The following is a 17998-nucleotide window of genomic DNA, read 5'->3' as shown; positions in this document are numbered from 1 at the left end:
CGCCTTGCGCCGGTCAGGCCCTCGGAGCCTGGCCGGCGCTCTTTCTCTTGGTAGACGCTGGAGCCGCGCCTTCCTCGCGCAGACGATCAATCAGCATCTGCGCATTCTCGGCACATGCCATGCCCTCGGGCCTACCTTCGATGCCCTTGATGACGTTCAACAACTGAGCCTTGTTGTGAGCCAGCCGTTGTTGCAGGATCTCGATTTCCTCGACCTTGTGCTTGAGCCCGATGAGCAGCTCGTCATGCTGCCAACCACCGGCACTTCTGGGCATTAACTGCCGGATTTCCTCCAGAGAAAAACCTGCCGCCTGGGCACCCTTGATGATCTCCAACACCGCCTCGGTGCCGGGCGCATAGTCCCGATAGCCGTTGGATTTACGCGCAACCGATTGGATCAGGCCGCTCGCCTCGTAAAAGCGGATGCGTGAGGCCGCCAACCCGCTGATTTTTGCCAACTCGCCTATTCTCATGTCCCACCCACAAAAACCCGTTGACCTTAAAGTTGACTTTAAACCTAAAGTCATTGGGCGGCCAAGGCGACCGTTGCCCTCTACCTGAACGGCCCGTTTCAGTTCATGCTGCGCCCTCTCTTTCAAGGACGAAAAAAGCATGAAAGCCCCCCTCGCCGCTCTGCTGCTGATGTGCCTGAACGCTCCCGCATTCGCCGCCGACAACCCCGTCGGCTTCCAAACCACCACCTTGCCGGACACCCACAACAACCGCCCGCTGGAAATGGCCGTGTGGTACCCCGCCACTACTACCGCGCAACCCAAGCTGATCGCCGACAACCGGGTATTCATTGGTGTGCTTGTGGTACCTGATGCCGCACCGACGCCCGGCAAGCATCCGTTGGTGGTGCTCTCCCACGGCTACGGTGGTAACTGGGGCAATCAGGCGTGGCTGGCCAGTGCGCTGGCCCGGCAGGGTTATATCGTGGCGGCGGTGAACCACCCGGGCACTACCAGCCAGGATCGCAGCGCCGAGGCCGCTGCGCAGTTGTGGCAACGGCCCAGGGATTTAAGCCGGGCTATCGATGCGCTGTTGGCCCAGCCCGAGCCATTCGGTGCGGTGGATAGCGGGCGGATCGCAGTGATAGGCCATTCCCTGGGTGGCTGGACGGTCATGGAGAGCGCGGGGGCGCGTTTTGACCCGGCGTTGTTTGCCCGGGACTGCGAGACCCATCCGACGTTGGTGGCGTGCAAGGCCTACCGTGAGATGAACCCTGAAGGTACGCCGAGCGGGAAGGCTCAAGTGGCCGCGGACTTGCGTGACAAGCGCGTGACCGCTGTGGTGTCTCTGGACCTGGGCCTGTCGCGCGGCTTTACCGATGCGAGCCTGGCGGCATTGCCGGTGCCGGCTCTGGTGATCGCCGCCGGTGTGCCGTCAGCGGATTTGCCGGCGCAACTGGAATCCGCCGACATGGCCAAGCGGCTGCCAAAAACGTCGACACAGTACGTGGAGATCCAGGACGCCAACCACTTCAGTTTTATGTCCCAGTGCAAACCGGGGGCGGCAGCGGTGCTTGACGCTGATGTGCCCGGCGACAGCATCATTTGCCAGGACGGCGAAGGCGCGCGGCCACGGCCCGTGATCCAGCAGCAGATAACCACGCTGATCAGCCAGTTCCTGGCGCGCTGAACCGGTAGTATCATCCGCGCCTTTCCCCTTCAGGCAACGAAACATGAACCGCCAGAAAAAACTCCAGCAGCTCTTCAAAGCCAAAGCGAAAAAGGCCAGTGCCAAGCTGGCGCCCAAAAGCAAAGACAAATACATCAGCAAGGCGGACCGCTTGAAGCTGGCGACCGAAGCCGGCCAAGAGTCGGTCACGGCTGTCGAGACGCCTGCTGAGTAAGACGCATGGCTGAAGGGGTTGCCGCTTCATATTTGCCCCAGATACGCCGCAGATGCCGCGCAGAACCAAAGCCTGCGCGCTCGGCGATGGTTTCTATGTCCAGGGCCGACTCGGCCAGCAGTTCCCGCGCCACCGCCAGGCGCAGGCGGTGCAGGTAATCCAACGGGCTGATGCCGACATGCTCCTGAAACAGGCGCGCCAGGTGGCGGCTGCCGGTACAGGCCAGGGCCGCCATGCGGGTGACCGTCCAGGTTTCACAGGGGGCGGCGGCGATGGCGTCTTGCACACGATGCACCGCCGGGTGCAGGTGATTACGCCCGGTTATCCAGGGCGACAACTGCGGGTCGCTGCCGCTGCGGCGCAGGTACACCACCATGTCTCGCGCCACCGCGCACGCCAAGCGTGGCCCGGTCAGTTCGGCAACCAGGTGCAACATCAGGTCGATACCCGCTGTGACACCGGCGCTGCAACTGACCGGGCCATCGGTGACGTACAGGCGGTTTTCCAGAACCCGGGCCTTGGGAGCGAGGGCCTGCAAGGTGGCGCACAGAGAATGGTGCGTGGTGCATTGGCGCCCATCGAGCAGCCCGGCCCTGGCGGCACTCAATGCGCCGGCGCACACGCATACCAGGCGCTCGGCCGAGGGCGCGAAGACGTTTTGCAACCACTGGGTGAGCTGATGGCTGGCCGATTCGAAGGCCTTTTGGTGGATTTTCGACACGTTCATCGTGGAGCCCACCAACACCACCAGCGTACCGGGGACCAGGGTCGGCGGCAGCGGCGCCAGCCCCGTCAGCGGCAAGCCGATGGAGGTGTGCAGCGTTGCCACCGGGCTGACGTATTGCAAGTCGAAATCCACCGCCGCCGAGTCATCGACCTGCGCGGCCAGGCGCAGCACTTCCGCAGGCCCAGCCAGGTCGAGCATCAGCACGTTTGGCAATAGCACGAACAGCACCGGTACGCTCACCGCGTCACTCCGCCAGTGCCTGGGCGACCGTCACGATGCGGGCGAAGCGGTCATCGAGGACCAACTCCGTGCGTTCGCGAATCTCGGCCGGCGTATAGACCCGGCCACTGCGCGCATGGGTCATCGGGAAGGTCAGGGTCGCCTCGCTGACAAAATCCACCTTGAAGCCGCTGTCCGCAGCCTGCCGCGTGGTGGTCTCGCAGCATTGCTCAGTGCGGATGCCGCTGATGATCAGCGTGGTGACGCCCATTTCCACCAACCGAGCGGCCAGTGGCGTACCGGCCAATGCACTGTGGTAGCGCTTATGGATCACCAGTTGCGGATTGATCGACAGCTCGCTCAATGCCCTGACGTTGCCCGACTGCATGGAGAAATGCCCCTGGTCTTCAACATGGAAGACTTGTATCACCGGGATGCCCCGCTGAATACAACCATCAATGAGGGCCTGCTGTTTTTCCAGGTAGTCGGGCAGGTCATTTTCGGACCAGTAGGCTGAATGGCGGAAGGAATGTTGCGCGTCGATCACGATCAGGGCTTTATGGGTCATGGACAGTCCTTGTGGCTTGCATCAGTGGGTAAACGATGCACGCCATGGTAAGGACCACCCACAGTGCGCGACAGACGCAAGGCAGACTACTTCAGGACGGATTCGGACATGTCACCTGGCACGCCATGGCACAACGGCTGCCGGGTTCGAAGCCATGGGCGTACTCATCCGCCAGGATCGTTTCCAGACGCGAATCAACGTGAGGCGCAAAGCCCAGGCGCCGGTAGAACGGAGCATTCCAGGGTACATGCTTGAAAGTGGTCAGCGTCACCGCACGCAGGTGTTGGGCGCGGGCATGATCTATCGCCGTTTCCACCAATCTGCGCCCCCAGCCCTGGCCTTGCAGCGGCTGAGCCACCGACACTTCATGGATATGCAGGTCGTCGCCAAAGCGTTCTGCGCTGAGGAAGCCTTGAAGGTGATCGTGGTCATCAACCACCACCCAACAGGTCGATAGCGCGATCCATTGCCGATGGCACTCGACGCCGATCGGCGCGGCATCCGCCAGCCAAGCCAGCCCTTCGATTGCGCGAAACGCCTGGGCCGCGCACTGCTCGATGGCGGGCAAAAAACCGGCATCTTGCATGCGCCCCAGGCGAATGTGGGTGGACTGCTCAGCAGCCACTCAATGCCACCTGGGGCCGTTCGCCCGCAAAGAAGAAGGGCCGCAAGCGCACGCCCACGCCGTTGCCGATAAAGGCCGCCACCAGCCACACCCAGCCATGCAGGCTGCCCGAGGCGATGCCACTGAAGTACGCGCCGATGTTGCAGCCATAGGCCAGGCGCGAACCGTAGCCGAGCATCAGGCCGCCGATCACAGCCGCGATCAATGAGCGCAGCGGGATGTTCAGGCTGGGCGCGAAACGCCCGGCCAGGCCTGCGGCCAGCAGCGCGCCGAGGACAATGCCGATGTCCATGACGCTGGTGATGTCTTCCCACACCGGTGCAGCCAGGGCCTTGGCATTGCCCGGCATCTGCCAGAATGCCCAACTGGCAACGTCCACACCGAGCCCGCTCGCCACCTTGGCGCCCCACAGCGCGAACGCTGAGGTAATGCCCCACGGCCGCCCAGCCAAGGCCAGGGTGGCGTAGTTGAGCAGCGCCAGGCCAATTGCGCCCCAGACTAACGGCCATGGCCCGCGCAGAAAGCGGCGTAGCCCTTGGTGCTCGCTCTGCACGCCTTGTTCAAGCTGGCCGTGACGGCGCTTTTCCAGGCGCACGGTTACCATTGCAATCAGCGCGAACACCACCAGGCTCAGGACCAATGCGGGCAGCACACCGAAACTCTTGACGATGGAAACCGCCGGGAACGATGGCAGTGCAAACCACCAGTCGACGTGATGGGTGGCGATCAGCGAGCCACAAATAAAGAACAGCAGTGTCACCAACATCCGCGCATTACCGCCGCCGACGGTGAACAAGGTTCCCGACGCACAACCACCACCCAGCTGCATGCCGATCCCGAAGATAAACGCCCCGAACACCACCGACACACCCGCCGGCGCCACCAGCCCCACGACCGGCTGACCGAACAAAGTGCCCGCGCCCAGCGCCGGGAAAAACAGCAGCACCGCCAACGCCAGCATCACCATCTGCGCACGCAAGCCAGCGCCACGCCGATCATTGATAAACACACGCCAGGCCGAGGTAAAACCGAAGGCTGCGTGATACAGCGTCAGGCCCAGCGCGGCGCCGACCACCAGCAGCAACACCTGGCGTGCGCCGACCATGTTTTGCAGGAACAGCGCGCCCGCCACCAGGATGATAAAGGCGATCAGTGGCGCGACGGGCTTGCGCGCGGGCGTCAGGGAAAGAGACGTGCTCATGGGGTTCTCGATTGTTTGGAAGGAGGCAAGTATAGCCTCAGACGGCATTTGATCAGGTGGGGGCATTACCGAAAGGATCATCGTTTGAACCACCGCTATCGCAGCCTCGCTGAAGCTCGACAGCTCCCACAGGGGACCGGCTGTGTATGTGGAATCACGCTTTGCAGGGCCATCGCGCCAAGCACAACTCTCGACAGCAACACCGCCCAAATGTGGGAGCTGTCGAGCCCCAGCGAGGCTGCGATGGCGGCGGCACAGGCAACCTCTTCATCGCCTGCACCACTGCTTTCGCAGCCTCGCTAAAGCTCGACAGCTCCCACAGGGGATCGGCGGTCTATGTGGAATATCGCTTTGCAGGGCCATCGCCACAAACACAACTCTCGACAGCAACACCGCCCAAATGTGGGAGCTCCCGAGCCCCAGCGAGGCTGCGATGGCGGCGGCACAGGCAACCTCTTCATCGCCTGAGCCAGCGCTTTCGCAGCCTCGCTGAAGCTCGACAGCTCCCACAGGGGATCGGCTGTGTATGTGGAATTACGCTTTGCAGGGCCATCGCGCCAAACACAACTCTCGACAGCAACACCGCCCAAATGTGGGAGCTGTCGAGCCCCAACGAGGCTGCGATGGCGGCGGCACAGACAACCTCTTCACCGCCTGAACCACCGCTTTCGCAGCCTCGCTAAAGCTCGACAGCTCCCACAGGGGATCGGCGGTCTATGTGGAATATCGGTTTGCAGGGCCATCGCGCCAAACACAACTCTCGACAGCAACACCGCCCAAATGTGGGAGCTGTCGAGCCCCAGCGAGGCTGCGATGGCGGCGGCACAGGCAACCTCTTCATCGCCTGAACCACCGCTTTCGCAGCCTCGCTAAAGCTCGACAGCTCCCACAGGGGATCGGCGGTCTATGTGGAATATCGCTTTGCAGGGCCATCGCCACAAACACAACTCTCGACAGCAACACCGCCCAAATGTGGGAGCTATCGAGCCCTAGTGAGTCTGCGATGGCGGCGGCACAGGCAACCGCTTCATCGCCTGAACCACCGCTTTCGCATACTCGCTGAAGCTCGACAGCTCCCACAAGGGATAGGCGGTGTATGTGAAATACCGCTTTGCAGGGCCATCGCGCCAAACACAATTTTCGACAATAACACCGCCCAAATGTGGGAGCTGTCGAGCTCCAGCGAGGCTGCGATGGCGGCGGCACAGGCAACCTTTTCATCGCCTGAACCACCGCTTTCGCAGCCTCGCTGAAGCTCGACAGCTCCCACAGGGGATGGAGGACTGACTAACCCAGGCTGATCGACTTCCACGCCGCTTCGGCCAGCAGCTCACGGTACTCAAAGGGGCTTTTTTTGACCTTAGCCGACAGCCACGCACGCGAGTAGCTTTCGGCCGCGCCAATGATCAGCGAAGGGATAAGTTCTGCGGGCAAATGACTGAAGTGCTCCTTGCGCCCTTCCCCGCCCATCCACTCCTTCAACTGCTGGTTGCGCTGCTTGTTGCGGGCAATCAACTCGTCCTTGAACGGCCCGTTGGACACGGCAAAACGGCTCTGGAAAACAAACCGCGCCCAGTCCGGCTGGGCGGTGACCCACTCAACGTAGCTGTACACCAGGCCGACCACACCGGCCTGGGCCGTATCCGCCGCTTGCAAATAGTGGTCACGCAGGGCGGCCTGGTCTTCCAGCGCAGCGAAGAACAGCGCGGCGACCAGCCCTTCCTTGTTGCCGAAGTGGTGATAGATAGCGCCCACACTGGTGTCGCAGCGCGCACGAATGGTCTCGATGTTGGTCGCCTCGATGCCCACCTCGTTAAAACACGCCAGCGCCTCACGCAGGATGGTGCGTTTGAGGTCGCTGCGCCTGCCGGGGAAGGTGCGCTCGATGAGATCGATGGAGTGCATGGGAGAACGCCAAATCAAAACAGTTTATAGGCTGAGCGACCAGCAGAGAAAGCTCAGGTTGACAGCCGCGGAACTAACAGAATATTGTTCCGTTACAGAATATTATTCTGCAACTAACTCTTGAGGATATTCCGATGAGCCAAGCCCTGAGCATGTTCAATAGCGTAGGCCCCGCCGCATTCAGCAACCTGGCGTGCCAAATGGCGCCCTACTTCAGCACCATCACTCCCGAGATCGCGGAGCTCAAACCCAACCATGCGGTGGTCACCGTGCCGTTTCGCAAGGAAATCACCAACCACCTGGCCTCGGTGCATGCCATCGCGCTGTGCAACGCCGCCGAACTGGCCGGCGGCATGATGACCGACGCGTCCATTCCTGCCGGCGCACGCTGGATTCCCACGGGTATGACGGTGGAATACCTGGCCAAGGCGAAAACCGATATCCGCGCCGTCGCCGATGGCAGCGCTATTGATTGGCAAACCGCCGGAGACAAGATCGTGCCGGTGGAGATCTTCGATGCGGGTGGCGTCAAGGTCTTCACTGCTCACATCACCATGAATGTGAAGCTCGCTTAGGCACAATGATTCAACATGCTCCAGGTGCGCCGTCTGCCGGCGGCGTGTCCCGCACGCTCGTAAAATCAAGAATGACCGTAAACCGTTGCTGCTCGCGGAGCACCTCAATCTGCCACCCCAGCTTTGCGCATAACTGCCGCATCAACTGCAACCCTAGACCATATCCATAGTCGTCGGATTCCTGCCGCGGCTTGGCCTCGTTGATGTAATTGGCAATCACCAGCCTGGGGTATTTGAAACTGATGTCCACCGTGCCCTCTTCCGCGTATTGCAGCGCATTGCGCAGGAAGTTGCCGATCACGATACGGCACGCTGTAGGGGGTAACCGGCAAGGTTCATTGTGGATGTCGATGCTCAGCTTGATGTCTCGGTTACCGATCAGGTAGCGGTGCTTTTCAATCAGTTCGCCGACTACCTCGCTCAGGTTAACGTCTTCCTCGGGCAACGATTCGGGACGTTCGCGGCTCATCCACAGCAATGTCTCGGCGATCAACTGCATGTTCAGCACAGAGCGTTCTATGCGCTGCAACGAGGGTGGCAGCACACCGCCTGATTGCAGGGCCAACAATTCGATATTGGCCTTGAGCACCGCCAGTGGCGTGCGCAGTTCATGGCTGGTGTAGCGCAACAAACGGCCTTCACGCTGGCTGGCGGCCTGCACCTGCTCAACACTTTTGGCCAGGGCATCGGCCAGCATATTGAACTCCTTGAAGCTGAAACCCGGTCGAGCGCCGGTCAGTGCCTCAGGGTCTTTGAGTGTGCCGGACCATTGCACCAGGCGCCCCAGCGGCCGAACCAGCCACCAGACCAGCAAGGCGATGATAATCAGCGCCGGCACGAATACCGCCAGGCTGATGAACTTGACACTCTCTATGACCTGATCGAAATAGGCATCAGACAACGGCGTCTCCACCTCTCCACCTGCTTCCTTATCGTGGTCGATGTCGTACATGTAGAGGGTTTTGCCGTCACCCAGGGGCTGTTCGAGGATGATCTGGAACGGCTCATCGTCGTCATCGGAATAGAGATCGCCGAAGATATTCACCGCGCCGAAGGACAGGCTCGGCGACGTACTGAGCAACTCACGCACGTCCTGCGGCAACGCCTCCTTGCCGATGACGCTGGTATAGAAGTAATTGTGCGGCGTCGGCGTGGTCGGGTCTTGTTTGTAGTGCCGGACAAAATACTGTGCTTCCTCCTCCATCATCGCGCTGGCGGTATAGAACAGGCCGCGCACGGTAAATTCAGGCAGCAGCTTGCTGTAGATCACCAGCACCACCGCAATCAGACACAGGAAACTGCCGCTGATTACCCACTTCAGGCTCAGACCGTTACGCATGGGGTTTTACCTGAATGCCGACACCCGCCAGGGTATGGATCAACGGCCGGCCAAAGGGTTTGTCTACCGTCTTGCGCAGCCGATGCATATGTACTTTGAGCGAATTACTGTCGGGCGGCTCATCGCCCCAGATCTTCGCCTCCAGGCGCTGCCGAGAGACCGGCTGAGGACTTGCGCGCATCAGGTTTTCCAACAAGGTCCAACAGATGGGCGACAAATGCAGCTCCTGCCCTGCCCGGCTGACTTTACGCGTGGTCAGTTCCATTACCAGGTCGTCCACTTGCAGCCGACTGGTTTGGCCGCTGCGACGCAGGCTCAAGGCGCGAATCCTGGCGACCAGCTCGGCCAGTTCGAACGGTTTGACCAGGTAGTCGTCTGCGCCAGCGGCAAAACTGGCGAGCTTGTCGGATAACGCGTCCAGCGAGGTCAGCATCAGGATCGGCGTCTGGATGCCTTGCTGGCGCAACCGATCGCATACCTGCTGGCCGTCCAGTCGCGGCAGCATGATGTCCAGGAGAATGACGTCGTAATGCTGATTGAGGGCCAGGTTAAGCCCGGTCTGACCATTGCTGACGTGATCGCAGACGATGCCGCTGATGTCCAGGTACTCGATGACGGTGGTGGCCAGGTCCAGGTTGTCCTCGACCAGCAGCAGATGAATATGCACGGAAAAAACCCCTCGGGCAGGCAGTGCGCAGCGGTGTGAAGGATAGCGGAAGTCGGGCGGTTTCCCGTGATGTTTACCTGACGTTAACCCGGTGCGGCTTAGGCTAAGGCTCTTCTTATCCAGAGCTCGTCACCGTCATGAACCTGTATTCGATGATCAAAGGGGTGCTGTTAGCCGTGATTTTCCTCGCGCTGATGGTGGGCATCCTTCCACAGCAAGCGCAGTTGGTACGCATGGGAGGCAATGGCTGGTTTCTGGTTGGCCAGAATGTTGAGCAGACAGGGTCGTGTCATGTCGCCCGTACATCGTAATGAGATGGGCGCCAGCTATGCCAGCCAGTTGGTCGCCTGTGTGGTGCTGGTTATTGGCGTGGCGGTTTCGATGGCCATCTATATCGCGCGCTTGAATGCGCACCTGGATGAGCAACGCGACCTGTCCTCGGTGTATCTGCCTAACTGCCCTGACGGCCGCGGTGGCTTTATGGTCTATCCCGATGACAGGCGCAGCGGTGACCAGTGCTACACCGCCGATGAGGATGAGTCGATGGAGGTCGATGAGGTGCAGCGGCTATCAGGCTCGAACCTGGCGCAGTGGTTCGACTACATCCTGCCTGCGGTTCAAACCCCGAGCAGGCTTAGATAAGTAATGCCGTTCAGTGACCTCTGTAGGAGCGAGCTTGCTCGCGAAAAACGTCAACGATAACGCGTGCTTCCTGAGTGAACGCGGCGCCTGTGAGTTTTTCGCGAGCAAGCTCGCTCCTACGAGCCTATTGCTCTGGCCAGCCGCCGCATGGCTGTTTCGATTTCATGGGCGGTCAAGGATGAATACCCCAACAGCCAACCTTGTTTCTTCTCGTCTCCTGCGTACAGCCGACTGAGGCCGGGCAACTGCACGCCTGCGCTGGCAGCTTGGCGGATGGTGGTTTCCTCCGACCAGCCATCGGCCAAAAGACAGGGCATCTGCAGCCCACCATGGGGGCACAAGGCTGTGGCAATCCCCTTCAGGTGTTTGCCGATGGCGGTGAGCATGACGGCACGGCGTGCGGCGTACAGTTTGCGCATGGCCCGGACATGGGCGTGGTAGTGGCCGTCCTCCATGAAGCGCGCCAGCGTCAGTTGGAGGATCTGTGGCGTGTGGCCGTCCATGATGCTTCGCGCGTAGGTGAAGGCGTTGACCAGCTCGGCTGGCAGCACCATGTAGCCCATCCGCAATCCGGGATAGAGGGTTTTGCTGAAGGTACCGAGGTAGATCGTGCGCTGATATGGGTCCAGGCCCTGGACGCAGGCAATCGGCGGCCCGTCGTAGTGGAACTCGCTGTCATAGTCGTCCTCGATGATCCACTTGCCCTGCTCGGCCGCCCAGTTGATCAGCTCCAACCGGCGCTCCAGCGCTAACGTGGCGCCGGTGGGGTATTGATGCGAAGGCGTCACATAGACGCAATTGGCACCGCTGCGGTCTGCCTGCAACAGGTCGGTGCGGATACCCAGTGCATCAACGTCAATAGGCACCACCTGGGTCTCGGCCGCTTCAAAAGCCTTCTTGGCACCGTAGTAACCGGGGTTTTCCAGGAGGATGGGCTTGCCGGCATCCACTAATAATTGGGCACACAGGTACAGCGCCTGGCGAGTGCTGCTCAATACCAGAATCTGATTGGGTGAGCATTTGGCGCCGCGTTCGAGGTTCAAATAGGTGGCTATCGCCTTGCGCAGGGGCTCGGCGCCTTGCGGGTCGCCATGCAGCAGGACGTTACCCCGGTAGTCCTTCATGGCCTGGCGTTGCAGACGCTCCCATATATCGACAGGAAAGGTACGGGTTTCCGGCAGCCCGGTGGCAAAGGCCTTCACCGCCTGTTGATCAGTCACGCCACCCGTGTCGAACATCATCCGGCCGCGCCGGCTCAAGCCCGCCCCTGGCACTGCATCGCTGCGCTGGGTGTTTTGGATGTTGATGCGCTGGCGCGCAGCCCCGCGTAACTCGGTGCCCACAGCCTCCGATACATAGCTGCCCGAGCCCTCGCGCCGCACAATGAAGCCGTCCCGGTGCAAATGCACATAGGCGTTCTCGACCGTGTCGCGGGCAACGCCAAGCGTCTTGGCCAGCACTCGGGTCGCCGGCAGCTTGAGGCCCCCATCAAGGGCTCCCTCCAGAATCAATGCCCGCAGGGCGCGCTGAATTCGCAGGTGCAGATCCAGCCGCTGAAACTCGGCATCGTTGAGCCGTATTTTTAGTGTTTCGAGCTCGAAGGTTTTTGCCATGCGGTCTGCTTTATATGGATAAATTGGCCTGAAATAGCAGGCCAGTTTATCCGTAGACTCTGCGCTTCGCCATTTGCAAGGAGCAACGTAACGCCATGCCTTCGTCAATATCCAACGCATCGGTTCGCCTCAGCGACCTCATCCCGCCGATTGTCGCCGGTCTGATCTCGGTCATCGTCAATTATGGCGGCACTTTCATTCTGGTGTTCCAGGCCGCCAAGGTCGCTGGGCTAAGCCCTGAGTTGACGGCGTCCTGGGTGTGGTCGGTGTCTATCGGCGTGGGGGTTACCGGGCTGTTTCTCAGCTGGGTTTCCCGCACACCTATCATCACCGCCTGGTCCACACCGGCTGCTGCCTTTCTGGTTGTGGCCCTGTCCACCACGCCCTATGCCGAGGCGGTGGGCGCGTACATGATCTCGGCCGCGGCCTTCGTGCTGCTGGGCTTATCCGGCTATTTCGAAAAAGTCATCCGGCTGATCCCCTCAGGCGTGGCCGCCGGGTTGCTCGCCGGTATTCTGTTGCAGTTCGGCATCGGTGCTTTCGGCGGCATGAGCCTTGACCCGATGCTGGTCGGCTTGCTGATTGTCGCCTACCTCGTGCTCAAACGCCTGACCGCACGCTACGCGGTTGTGGGTATTCTGGCGTTGGGGCTAGCCTTCTTGCTGGTTCAGGGGCGGGTCGACTTGTCGGGCCTGGAACTGCAACTGGCGGCGCCCGTGTTCACCCGGCCTGAGTTCTCGCTCAATGCTCTGCTCAGTGTCGCGCTGCCGCTGTTTCTGATCACCCTGACCGGCCAGTACATGCCCGGCATGCTGGTTCTGCGCAACGATGGATTCAGCACCAGCGCCAACCCCATCGTGAGTATTACCGGGCTGGGCTCCTTGCTCATGGCGCCCTTTGGTTCCCACGCGTTCAATATCGCGGCGATCACTGCCGCCATCTGCACCGGCAAGCAAGCCCACGAAGAGCCCTCCAAGCGCTGGATCGCCGGCATTGCGGCAGGCGTCTTTTACATCCTCGTCGGGGTCTTCGGCGTGACCCTCGCCGCGCTGTTCATGGCCTTTCCGGCCACCTTCATCACCACCCTGGCCGGGCTCGCCCTGCTCGGCACTATCGGCGGCAGCCTGGCCGGCGCCATGGCCGATGCCAGCTCCCGTGAGGCTTCGCTGATTACCTTTTTGGCAGCGGCCGCCAACATCACGTTGTTCGGGATTGGCGGGGCGTTTTGGGGGCTGCTGATTGGGTTGGCGGCGTACGTCGTGCTTAATGGGCGGTTGCCGCGTCGGGAGCCTGCTGCCCGTGAGAACGCTGCTAGCTGATGCACGCCCAGTTTTTTGATTTCTTCTGGCCCGCTTTGGGTTAACGGGCCAAATCCGAGGCAAAAAAAAGCTGCATCTCTGCAGCCCGTCTCCCGAGCAAGAGTCTCTCCCAGGTATCCTAGCTGAGCCAGACGCTACCAAGGCGGCCAGGAAAAAATTCCGTTTTGTGGAAGTTGTTTCTATCAGGTCGATGTAATTCATAGGAAATGAAAGCCATGTACTTCAAGTTCATCACTCTGCTCGCACTCGCATTGCTCACTGGCTGCACGACAATCCCCTACGAAAAACCGCAAGACCAGTTGAACATCCAGAAAGATCTGTCTTTAAAACCTGAGGAAATCGTCACAATGACCCAGGTGAATTGGTGCGCCTACGCCTATGGCGAAGTGACGCCTTGCCACCCTCAGGAAGCGCTGGGGGTTCAGACTCGGACAAAATTGATATTGGCCAGTTACGACAAGCCCCACTACAAAACAATGGTTGAAGTACAAGCCAGCGACATCATGTGCGCGCACCTGCAAACACCGGTAGATACCGCTCCCAATCTGTTTTTGTTCGCCCAAGACTATGCCGTGCAGATTTGGCCAGTAGAGCCGAGTTTTAAACCGGATATCGCGAAGAAAAAGCTCATTGTGGAAACCCTGCTCCAACCAGGAAAGCGAACCTTGGTGGGCACTGAAAAGGATTATGTAAGGGACACGGGGCGAGGGAGAGCGGGGATGACAATGACCTCCATCGTAAACCTGGTTAATCCTTGTTCGCTTTGAACTGTAGGATAACTGTAGCGCCCAGCGCTGCCAGAGGCTCCACATCTCTATAAAGCTGGAGCATTCCGCGCTGAAACTCCCTCGCAGTCAGCATATCGGGAGTGATAGGAAAAATAGCCATCTGAGCGCCTAGCAACGCCACTTCAAGGACAATGGAGCGTGCGCTCTGGGTGTCGACAAGGATCAGGTCGAAATCTTGAGCGAACGCCGGTATTAAATTCTGGAGGCGAAAGCGTCCATCGAGATGGCGTCATGCTAAGCGCGCTAAGCGTTTGGATTGCTGGGTCAAATTCCAAGCAAAAAAAAGCCTGCATCTCTGCAGGCTTTTCTCTATCTGGCTCCACGACCTGGACTCGAACCAGGGACCCAATGATTAACAGTCATTTGCTCTACCAACTGAGCTATCGCGGAATGCGCCGTATGTTACTGATTAAAAAGAAGAAGTCAAGCGCCATCAGAAATTTTCCGCAAAACGCCCCCCTGCTCGCTTGAATACGACGGTTCCCTGGCCAGATCCAACCAGGCCCGCGCTGCCGGTGGCAGGTGGGCGCTCGCGCGCCAGGCCAGGGCGATGTGCCAATCGGTGTGGGGCTCGTCCAGGGGGATCAAGGCGATGCCGGGGTGTTGGTGCTTGTGCGCCAGCATTCGCGGCAGGAAGGCGACGCCCAGGCCGGCGGTGACCAGGTCGACGATAAAGTCGATCTGCCCGCTGCGAGCAGTGACTTTGGGGGTTACGCCTTTGCGTTCGCACGCACTGAGAATCTTGGCGTTGAGGGCAAAACCCGCTTCGAACAGGATGAACGGCGAGTCCGCCAGGTCGGTGAAGTCGATGCGCTTGCGGCGGGCCAGTGGGTGGCTGATGGGCAGCACTGCGATCAGAGGTTCGTTGCGTACTGGCTGGTAGTCAAAGCCTTCGTCCACCGGCAGCAGCAGTGCGGCCAGATCGACCTCCCCGGCCTCCAGGCATTCGCGCAGCCTTTTACTGCCGTACTCGGTCAGTTCGATGTCGATGCCTGGGTAACGGCTGCGGTAAGTGGCAAACATGGCCGCAAACAGCACACCGCACCCCACCGGCGGCAGGCCGATGCGTAGCACGCCACGGGTGAGACCGCGCAGGTCGTTGATTTCAGCCATCAGGTCATTGCGTTCGGCGAGCATCACCAAGGCTCGGCGGTAGGCAATTTCGCCGGCGGCGGTGAGTTCGTTCCTTTGGCCAAGACGATTGAGCAGCGGTGTGCCCAACTCGTCCTCCAGGGTCTTGACCGCCTTGCTGACGGTGGACTGGGTCAACGCCACCACCTCGGCTGCCTGGGAAAACCCGCCCTGGCGCACCACTTCGACAAACGCACGCAATGTTCGCAGGTTCATCAGCATTCCTTTTGCGACTGGAGATCAGTGATAAAAGTTGTTTTTATCATGTCACAACTTTGCTTATGGTGTAGCACTTTGCCCTGTGGAGACACCGTCGATGATCATCTCGTCCGCTTCCGACTACCGCGCTGCGGCCAAGCGCAAGTTGCCGCGCTTTCTGTTCGACTATATCGACGGCGGCGCGTACGCCGAGCACACGTTGCGCGCCAACAGTTCGGACCTGGCCGAGATCAGCCTGCGCCAGCGTGTTTTGCGCAATGTCGACAAGCTGAGCCTGAGCACCCACCTGTTCGGCACGGAGCTGGCGATGCCGGTCATCCTCAGCCCGGTGGGCCTGACCGGCATGTATGCGCGACGCGGTGAAGTGCAAGCGGCCAAGGCGGCGGCCAACAAAAACATCCCCTTCTGCCTGTCGACGGTGTCGGTGTGTTCAATCGAGGAAGTGGCCTCGCAAAGCCCGCAGTCGATCTGGTTCCAGCTGTACGTACTCAAGGATCGCGGTTTCATGCGCAATGCGCTGGAGCGGGCGCAGGCGGCCGGCGTGACCACGCTGGTGTTTACGGTGGATATGCCCACACCCGGCGCCCGCTACCGCGATGCGCACTCGGGCATGTCCGGGCCGTACGCGGCGCAGCGGCGCATATTGCAAGCGGTGACCAAACCGCAATGGGCTTTCGATGTGGGCTTAATGGGTCGCCCCCACGACCTGGGCAATATCTCCAAATACCTGGGCAAACCCACCCACCTGGAGGACTACATTGGCTGGCTGGCCAACAACTTCGACCCGTCGATCAGTTGGAAAGACCTGGAGTGGATCCGCGAGTTCTGGAAAGGCCCGATGATCATCAAGGGCATCCTCGACCCGCAGGATGCCAAGGACGCGGTGAGTTTTGGCGCCGACGGTATCGTGGTGTCCAACCATGGCGGCCGCCAGCTCGACGGCGTGCTGTCCACCGCCAAGGCGTTGCCGCCGATTGCCGATGCGGTGGGCGATGACCTGACCGTGCTGGTGGACTCCGGCATTCGATCCGGGCTCGACGTCGTGCGTATGCTCGCCCTGGGGGCCAAGGCGTGCCTGCTGGGACGTGCGACCACCTATGCGCTGGCCGCCGAAGGCCAACACGGGGTTGAGAACGTGCTGGATATTTTCGCCAAGGAAATGCGCGTGGCCATGACGCTGACCGGCGTCACCTCCATCGCACAGATCGACCGCACGACGCTGGTCCAGCCGTGATGGCCGTAGTGTAATTTATGTGCGCTTTAATGGAGGCGTTGTTTGTTCGCGACAAACAACTCAAGCCACAGCGATAGTAAAGTTGAACGGGTCGACGGCAACGCCGGCCCAAACCAGCCAAATAACTGGCGCCATTATTTAAAAGACGTTTTTTGGTTTAAATACAATCTTTTGATTTATAAGAACTTTCTAAAATAAAACGACATTGGCACGAATCTCGCTCTCGCACTTTCCAAACAGGTTAAGTGATGACAAGACGTGCGGCACGTGTCTCGGGGTTATAACCCAATGCAAAGCGGTTTAAACTGTTCTCCATGTTTTACGGAATTGAAGGAACAGTAAGACGCCTGGCACTTGCCGCCCTCATCCCGCCTGTAAGACAGCCAAGTGCTTAGAGGCCACCCACTTATGAAAACACCCACCCAGACCAACGCAATTGACTTCGACAGTGCCAAATTGCAGCGCCTGGGATTTGGCCAGCCTTCCCTGCGCCCACGTCGCCCCGCAACCCTGACCGAGCTTTGCCAGCAACTGAACCAGCAGCTGCAAACCAGCCTGGAGCCGGAGCGCATCCTCGGCCTGTTCTTTCGCGAAGTACAACGCCTGGTGCCGCTGGATGCGTTGCAGTACCGCCATGTCGCCAGCGACCTGCGCCTTGAGTTCGGGCATCGTGGCCACCATTCGGTGAGCTACACCTTGAGCCACGAAGGCGAGCACCTTGGAGAGCTGGTGTTTCGCCGCAACCAACGGTTGATCGATGAGGAACTGAGCCAGCTCGAATCGCTGTTGGTGACGTTGCTGTATCCAATGCGCAACGCCCTGCTCTACCGCGCTGCCACCCGCAGCGCCCTGCGCGATTCGCTGACCGAAACCGGCAACCGCGTGGCCATGGATCAGACGTTGCAACGGGAAATCGACATGGCCAGGCGGCATCTGCACCCTTTGTCCGTACTGATGCTGGACATCGACCACTTCAAGAGAATCAATGACACCCATGGTCACGCCGCCGGCGATAGCGTGCTGCGCACCGTGGCAGGGGCGATCAAACGCCAGCTGCGTAACGTCGACATGGTCTTTCGGTTTGGCGGGGAAGAGTTTCTGATCCTGCTGTCCAACACCGGGCGCGATGCGGCGAAGATGGTCGGTGAGCGCTTGCGCCAGGCGGCACAGAGCCAGGACTATTGGGTGGAAGGCACGCGGATCGAATTGACGGTGAGCCTGGGTTGCTCGACGCTGTTGGCGGCCGAGTCGGCTGAAAGCCTGTTGCGCCGGGCCGATAATGCGCTGTACGTGGCCAAGCGCGAAGGCCGTAACCGCCTGGCGATGGCGGGGTAAGCCGCAATAGGGTTGCACTGTGGCGAGGGAGCTTGCT

19 protein-coding genes and 1 tRNA gene are annotated in these 17998 nt (G+C 60.3%); 8 read left to right on the top strand and 12 right to left on the bottom strand.

The genetic code is table 11. The features are described from left to right. Positions 1 to 13 precede the first annotated feature (13 nt). Positions 14 to 472 (bottom strand): MerR family transcriptional regulator, encoded by a 459-nt coding sequence (locus JFT63_RS00910; RefSeq protein WP_198843475.1) that lies wholly within the window; start codon positions 470 to 472, stop codon positions 14 to 16. A gap of 139 nt (positions 473 to 611) precedes the next feature. Here JFT63_RS00910 and JFT63_RS00905 point away from each other — a divergent pair, with 139 nt between their 5' ends. Next, positions 612 to 1640, top strand: coding sequence for an alpha/beta hydrolase family protein (locus JFT63_RS00905; RefSeq protein WP_198843208.1), 1029 nt, complete (start codon positions 612 to 614; stop codon positions 1638 to 1640). 43 nt (positions 1641 to 1683) lie between these two features. Further along, a complete protein-coding gene (locus JFT63_RS00900; protein ID WP_082629552.1) occupies positions 1684 to 1854 on the top strand; it encodes a DUF2986 domain-containing protein in 171 nt (56 codons plus the stop codon). On the opposite strand, the gene JFT63_RS00895 is transcribed toward JFT63_RS00900, so the two are convergent. The 5 genes from JFT63_RS00895 to JFT63_RS00875 form a co-directional block, all read right to left on the bottom strand. Continuing rightward, positions 1826 to 2821: a GlxA family transcriptional regulator gene (locus JFT63_RS00895; RefSeq protein ID WP_198843207.1), complete on the bottom strand. Its 996-nt coding sequence runs from the start codon at positions 2819 to 2821 to the stop codon at positions 1826 to 1828. The two genes, JFT63_RS00900 and JFT63_RS00895, sit on opposite strands and share 29 nt — an antisense overlap. A gap of 4 nt (positions 2822 to 2825) precedes the next feature. After that, a complete protein-coding gene (locus JFT63_RS00890; RefSeq protein ID WP_186563152.1) occupies positions 2826 to 3368 on the bottom strand; it encodes a cysteine hydrolase family protein in 543 nt (180 codons plus the stop codon). A gap of 91 nt (positions 3369 to 3459) precedes the next feature. Further along, positions 3460 to 3993, bottom strand: a complete 534-nt coding sequence (locus tag JFT63_RS00885; RefSeq protein ID WP_186563150.1) for a GNAT family N-acetyltransferase — start codon at positions 3991 to 3993, stop codon at positions 3460 to 3462. Further along, positions 3983 to 5194 carry a YeeE/YedE family protein gene (locus tag JFT63_RS00880; protein ID WP_198843206.1) on the bottom strand — a complete coding sequence of 404 codons (1212 nt, stop codon included), beginning with the start codon at positions 5192 to 5194 and terminating at the stop codon, positions 3983 to 3985. Before JFT63_RS00880 ends, JFT63_RS00885 begins: the two co-directional genes overlap by 11 nt. A gap of 1287 nt (positions 5195 to 6481) precedes the next feature. Beyond that, complete coding sequence (locus JFT63_RS00875) at positions 6482 to 7099, bottom strand: TetR/AcrR family transcriptional regulator (RefSeq protein WP_198843205.1); 618 nt, start codon at positions 7097 to 7099, stop codon at positions 6482 to 6484. Between the two features lie 134 nt (positions 7100 to 7233). On the opposite strand from JFT63_RS00875, the gene JFT63_RS00870 reads away from it, so the two are divergent. Continuing rightward, positions 7234 to 7674, top strand: coding sequence for a hotdog fold domain-containing protein (locus JFT63_RS00870; RefSeq protein ID WP_198843204.1), 441 nt, complete (start codon positions 7234 to 7236; stop codon positions 7672 to 7674). 10 nt (positions 7675 to 7684) lie between these two features. Here the strand turns inward: JFT63_RS00870 and JFT63_RS00865 are convergent, their stop codons facing one another. The 3 genes from JFT63_RS00865 to JFT63_RS29855 all read right to left on the bottom strand — a co-directional run bounded on the left by JFT63_RS00865 (position 7685) and on the right by JFT63_RS29855 (position 9973). Continuing rightward, the gene (locus JFT63_RS00865) at positions 7685 to 9013 is read right to left on the bottom strand and encodes a sensor histidine kinase (protein WP_198843203.1); all 1329 of its coding nucleotides are present in this window, start codon (positions 9011 to 9013) and stop codon (positions 7685 to 7687) included. Beyond that, positions 9006 to 9680: a response regulator transcription factor gene (locus tag JFT63_RS00860; protein WP_198843202.1), complete on the bottom strand. Its 675-nt coding sequence runs from the start codon at positions 9678 to 9680 to the stop codon at positions 9006 to 9008. The genes JFT63_RS00865 and JFT63_RS00860 overlap by 8 nt, the downstream gene beginning before the upstream one ends. 170 nt (positions 9681 to 9850) lie before the next feature. Further along, a complete protein-coding gene (locus tag JFT63_RS29855; RefSeq protein ID WP_269812666.1) occupies positions 9851 to 9973 on the bottom strand; it encodes a hypothetical protein in 123 nt (40 codons plus the stop codon). Between JFT63_RS29855 and JFT63_RS00855 the strand changes: the two genes are divergently transcribed. Continuing rightward, positions 9972 to 10322 (top strand): hypothetical protein, encoded by a 351-nt coding sequence (locus tag JFT63_RS00855; protein ID WP_198843201.1) that lies wholly within the window; start codon positions 9972 to 9974, stop codon positions 10320 to 10322. The two genes, JFT63_RS29855 and JFT63_RS00855, sit on opposite strands and share 2 nt — an antisense overlap. A 116-nt stretch (positions 10323 to 10438) precedes the next feature. On the opposite strand, the gene pdxR is transcribed toward JFT63_RS00855, so the two are convergent. Then, complete coding sequence (pdxR, locus tag JFT63_RS00850) at positions 10439 to 11935, bottom strand: MocR-like pyridoxine biosynthesis transcription factor PdxR (protein ID WP_198843200.1); 1497 nt, start codon at positions 11933 to 11935, stop codon at positions 10439 to 10441. 95 nt (positions 11936 to 12030) lie between these two features. On the opposite strand from pdxR, the gene JFT63_RS00845 reads away from it, so the two are divergent. Together JFT63_RS00845 and JFT63_RS00840 are read left to right on the top strand one after the other, a co-directional pair. Continuing rightward, positions 12031 to 13254, top strand: coding sequence for a benzoate/H(+) symporter BenE family transporter (locus JFT63_RS00845; RefSeq protein ID WP_198843199.1), 1224 nt, complete (start codon positions 12031 to 12033; stop codon positions 13252 to 13254). 215 nt (positions 13255 to 13469) lie between these two features. Then, the gene (locus JFT63_RS00840) at positions 13470 to 14021 is read left to right on the top strand and encodes a hypothetical protein (protein WP_057700814.1); all 552 of its coding nucleotides are present in this window, start codon (positions 13470 to 13472) and stop codon (positions 14019 to 14021) included. 335 nt (positions 14022 to 14356) lie between these two features. Here the strand turns inward: JFT63_RS00840 and JFT63_RS00835 are convergent. Continuing rightward, positions 14357 to 14432, bottom strand: a tRNA-Asn gene (locus tag JFT63_RS00835). A 33-nt stretch (positions 14433 to 14465) separates the two neighbouring features. Continuing rightward, positions 14466 to 15389 (bottom strand): LysR family transcriptional regulator, encoded by a 924-nt coding sequence (locus JFT63_RS00830; RefSeq protein ID WP_198843198.1) that lies wholly within the window; start codon positions 15387 to 15389, stop codon positions 14466 to 14468. Between the two features lie 100 nt (positions 15390 to 15489). On the opposite strand from JFT63_RS00830, the gene lldD reads away from it, so the two are divergent. Both lldD and JFT63_RS00820 read left to right on the top strand, forming a co-directional pair. Further along, entirely contained in the window at positions 15490 to 16626 is a 1137-nt protein-coding gene (gene lldD, locus JFT63_RS00825) for an FMN-dependent L-lactate dehydrogenase LldD (protein ID WP_198843197.1), read from the top strand. Positions 16627 to 17034: 408 nt separating this feature from the next. After that, positions 17035 to 17961 (top strand): GGDEF domain-containing protein, encoded by a 927-nt coding sequence (locus tag JFT63_RS00820; RefSeq protein ID WP_198843196.1) that lies wholly within the window; start codon positions 17035 to 17037, stop codon positions 17959 to 17961. The last annotated feature ends 37 nt before the right edge of the window (positions 17962 to 17998 follow it).

The sequence above is a fragment of the Pseudomonas sp. MF7453 genome, assembly GCF_016405455.1.
Classification (GTDB): Bacteria; Pseudomonadota; Gammaproteobacteria; order Pseudomonadales; family Pseudomonadaceae; genus Aquipseudomonas; species Aquipseudomonas paralactis.
The sequence above is the reverse complement of the archived record's forward strand: the minus strand, read 5'-3'. Positions and strand labels throughout refer to the sequence as shown.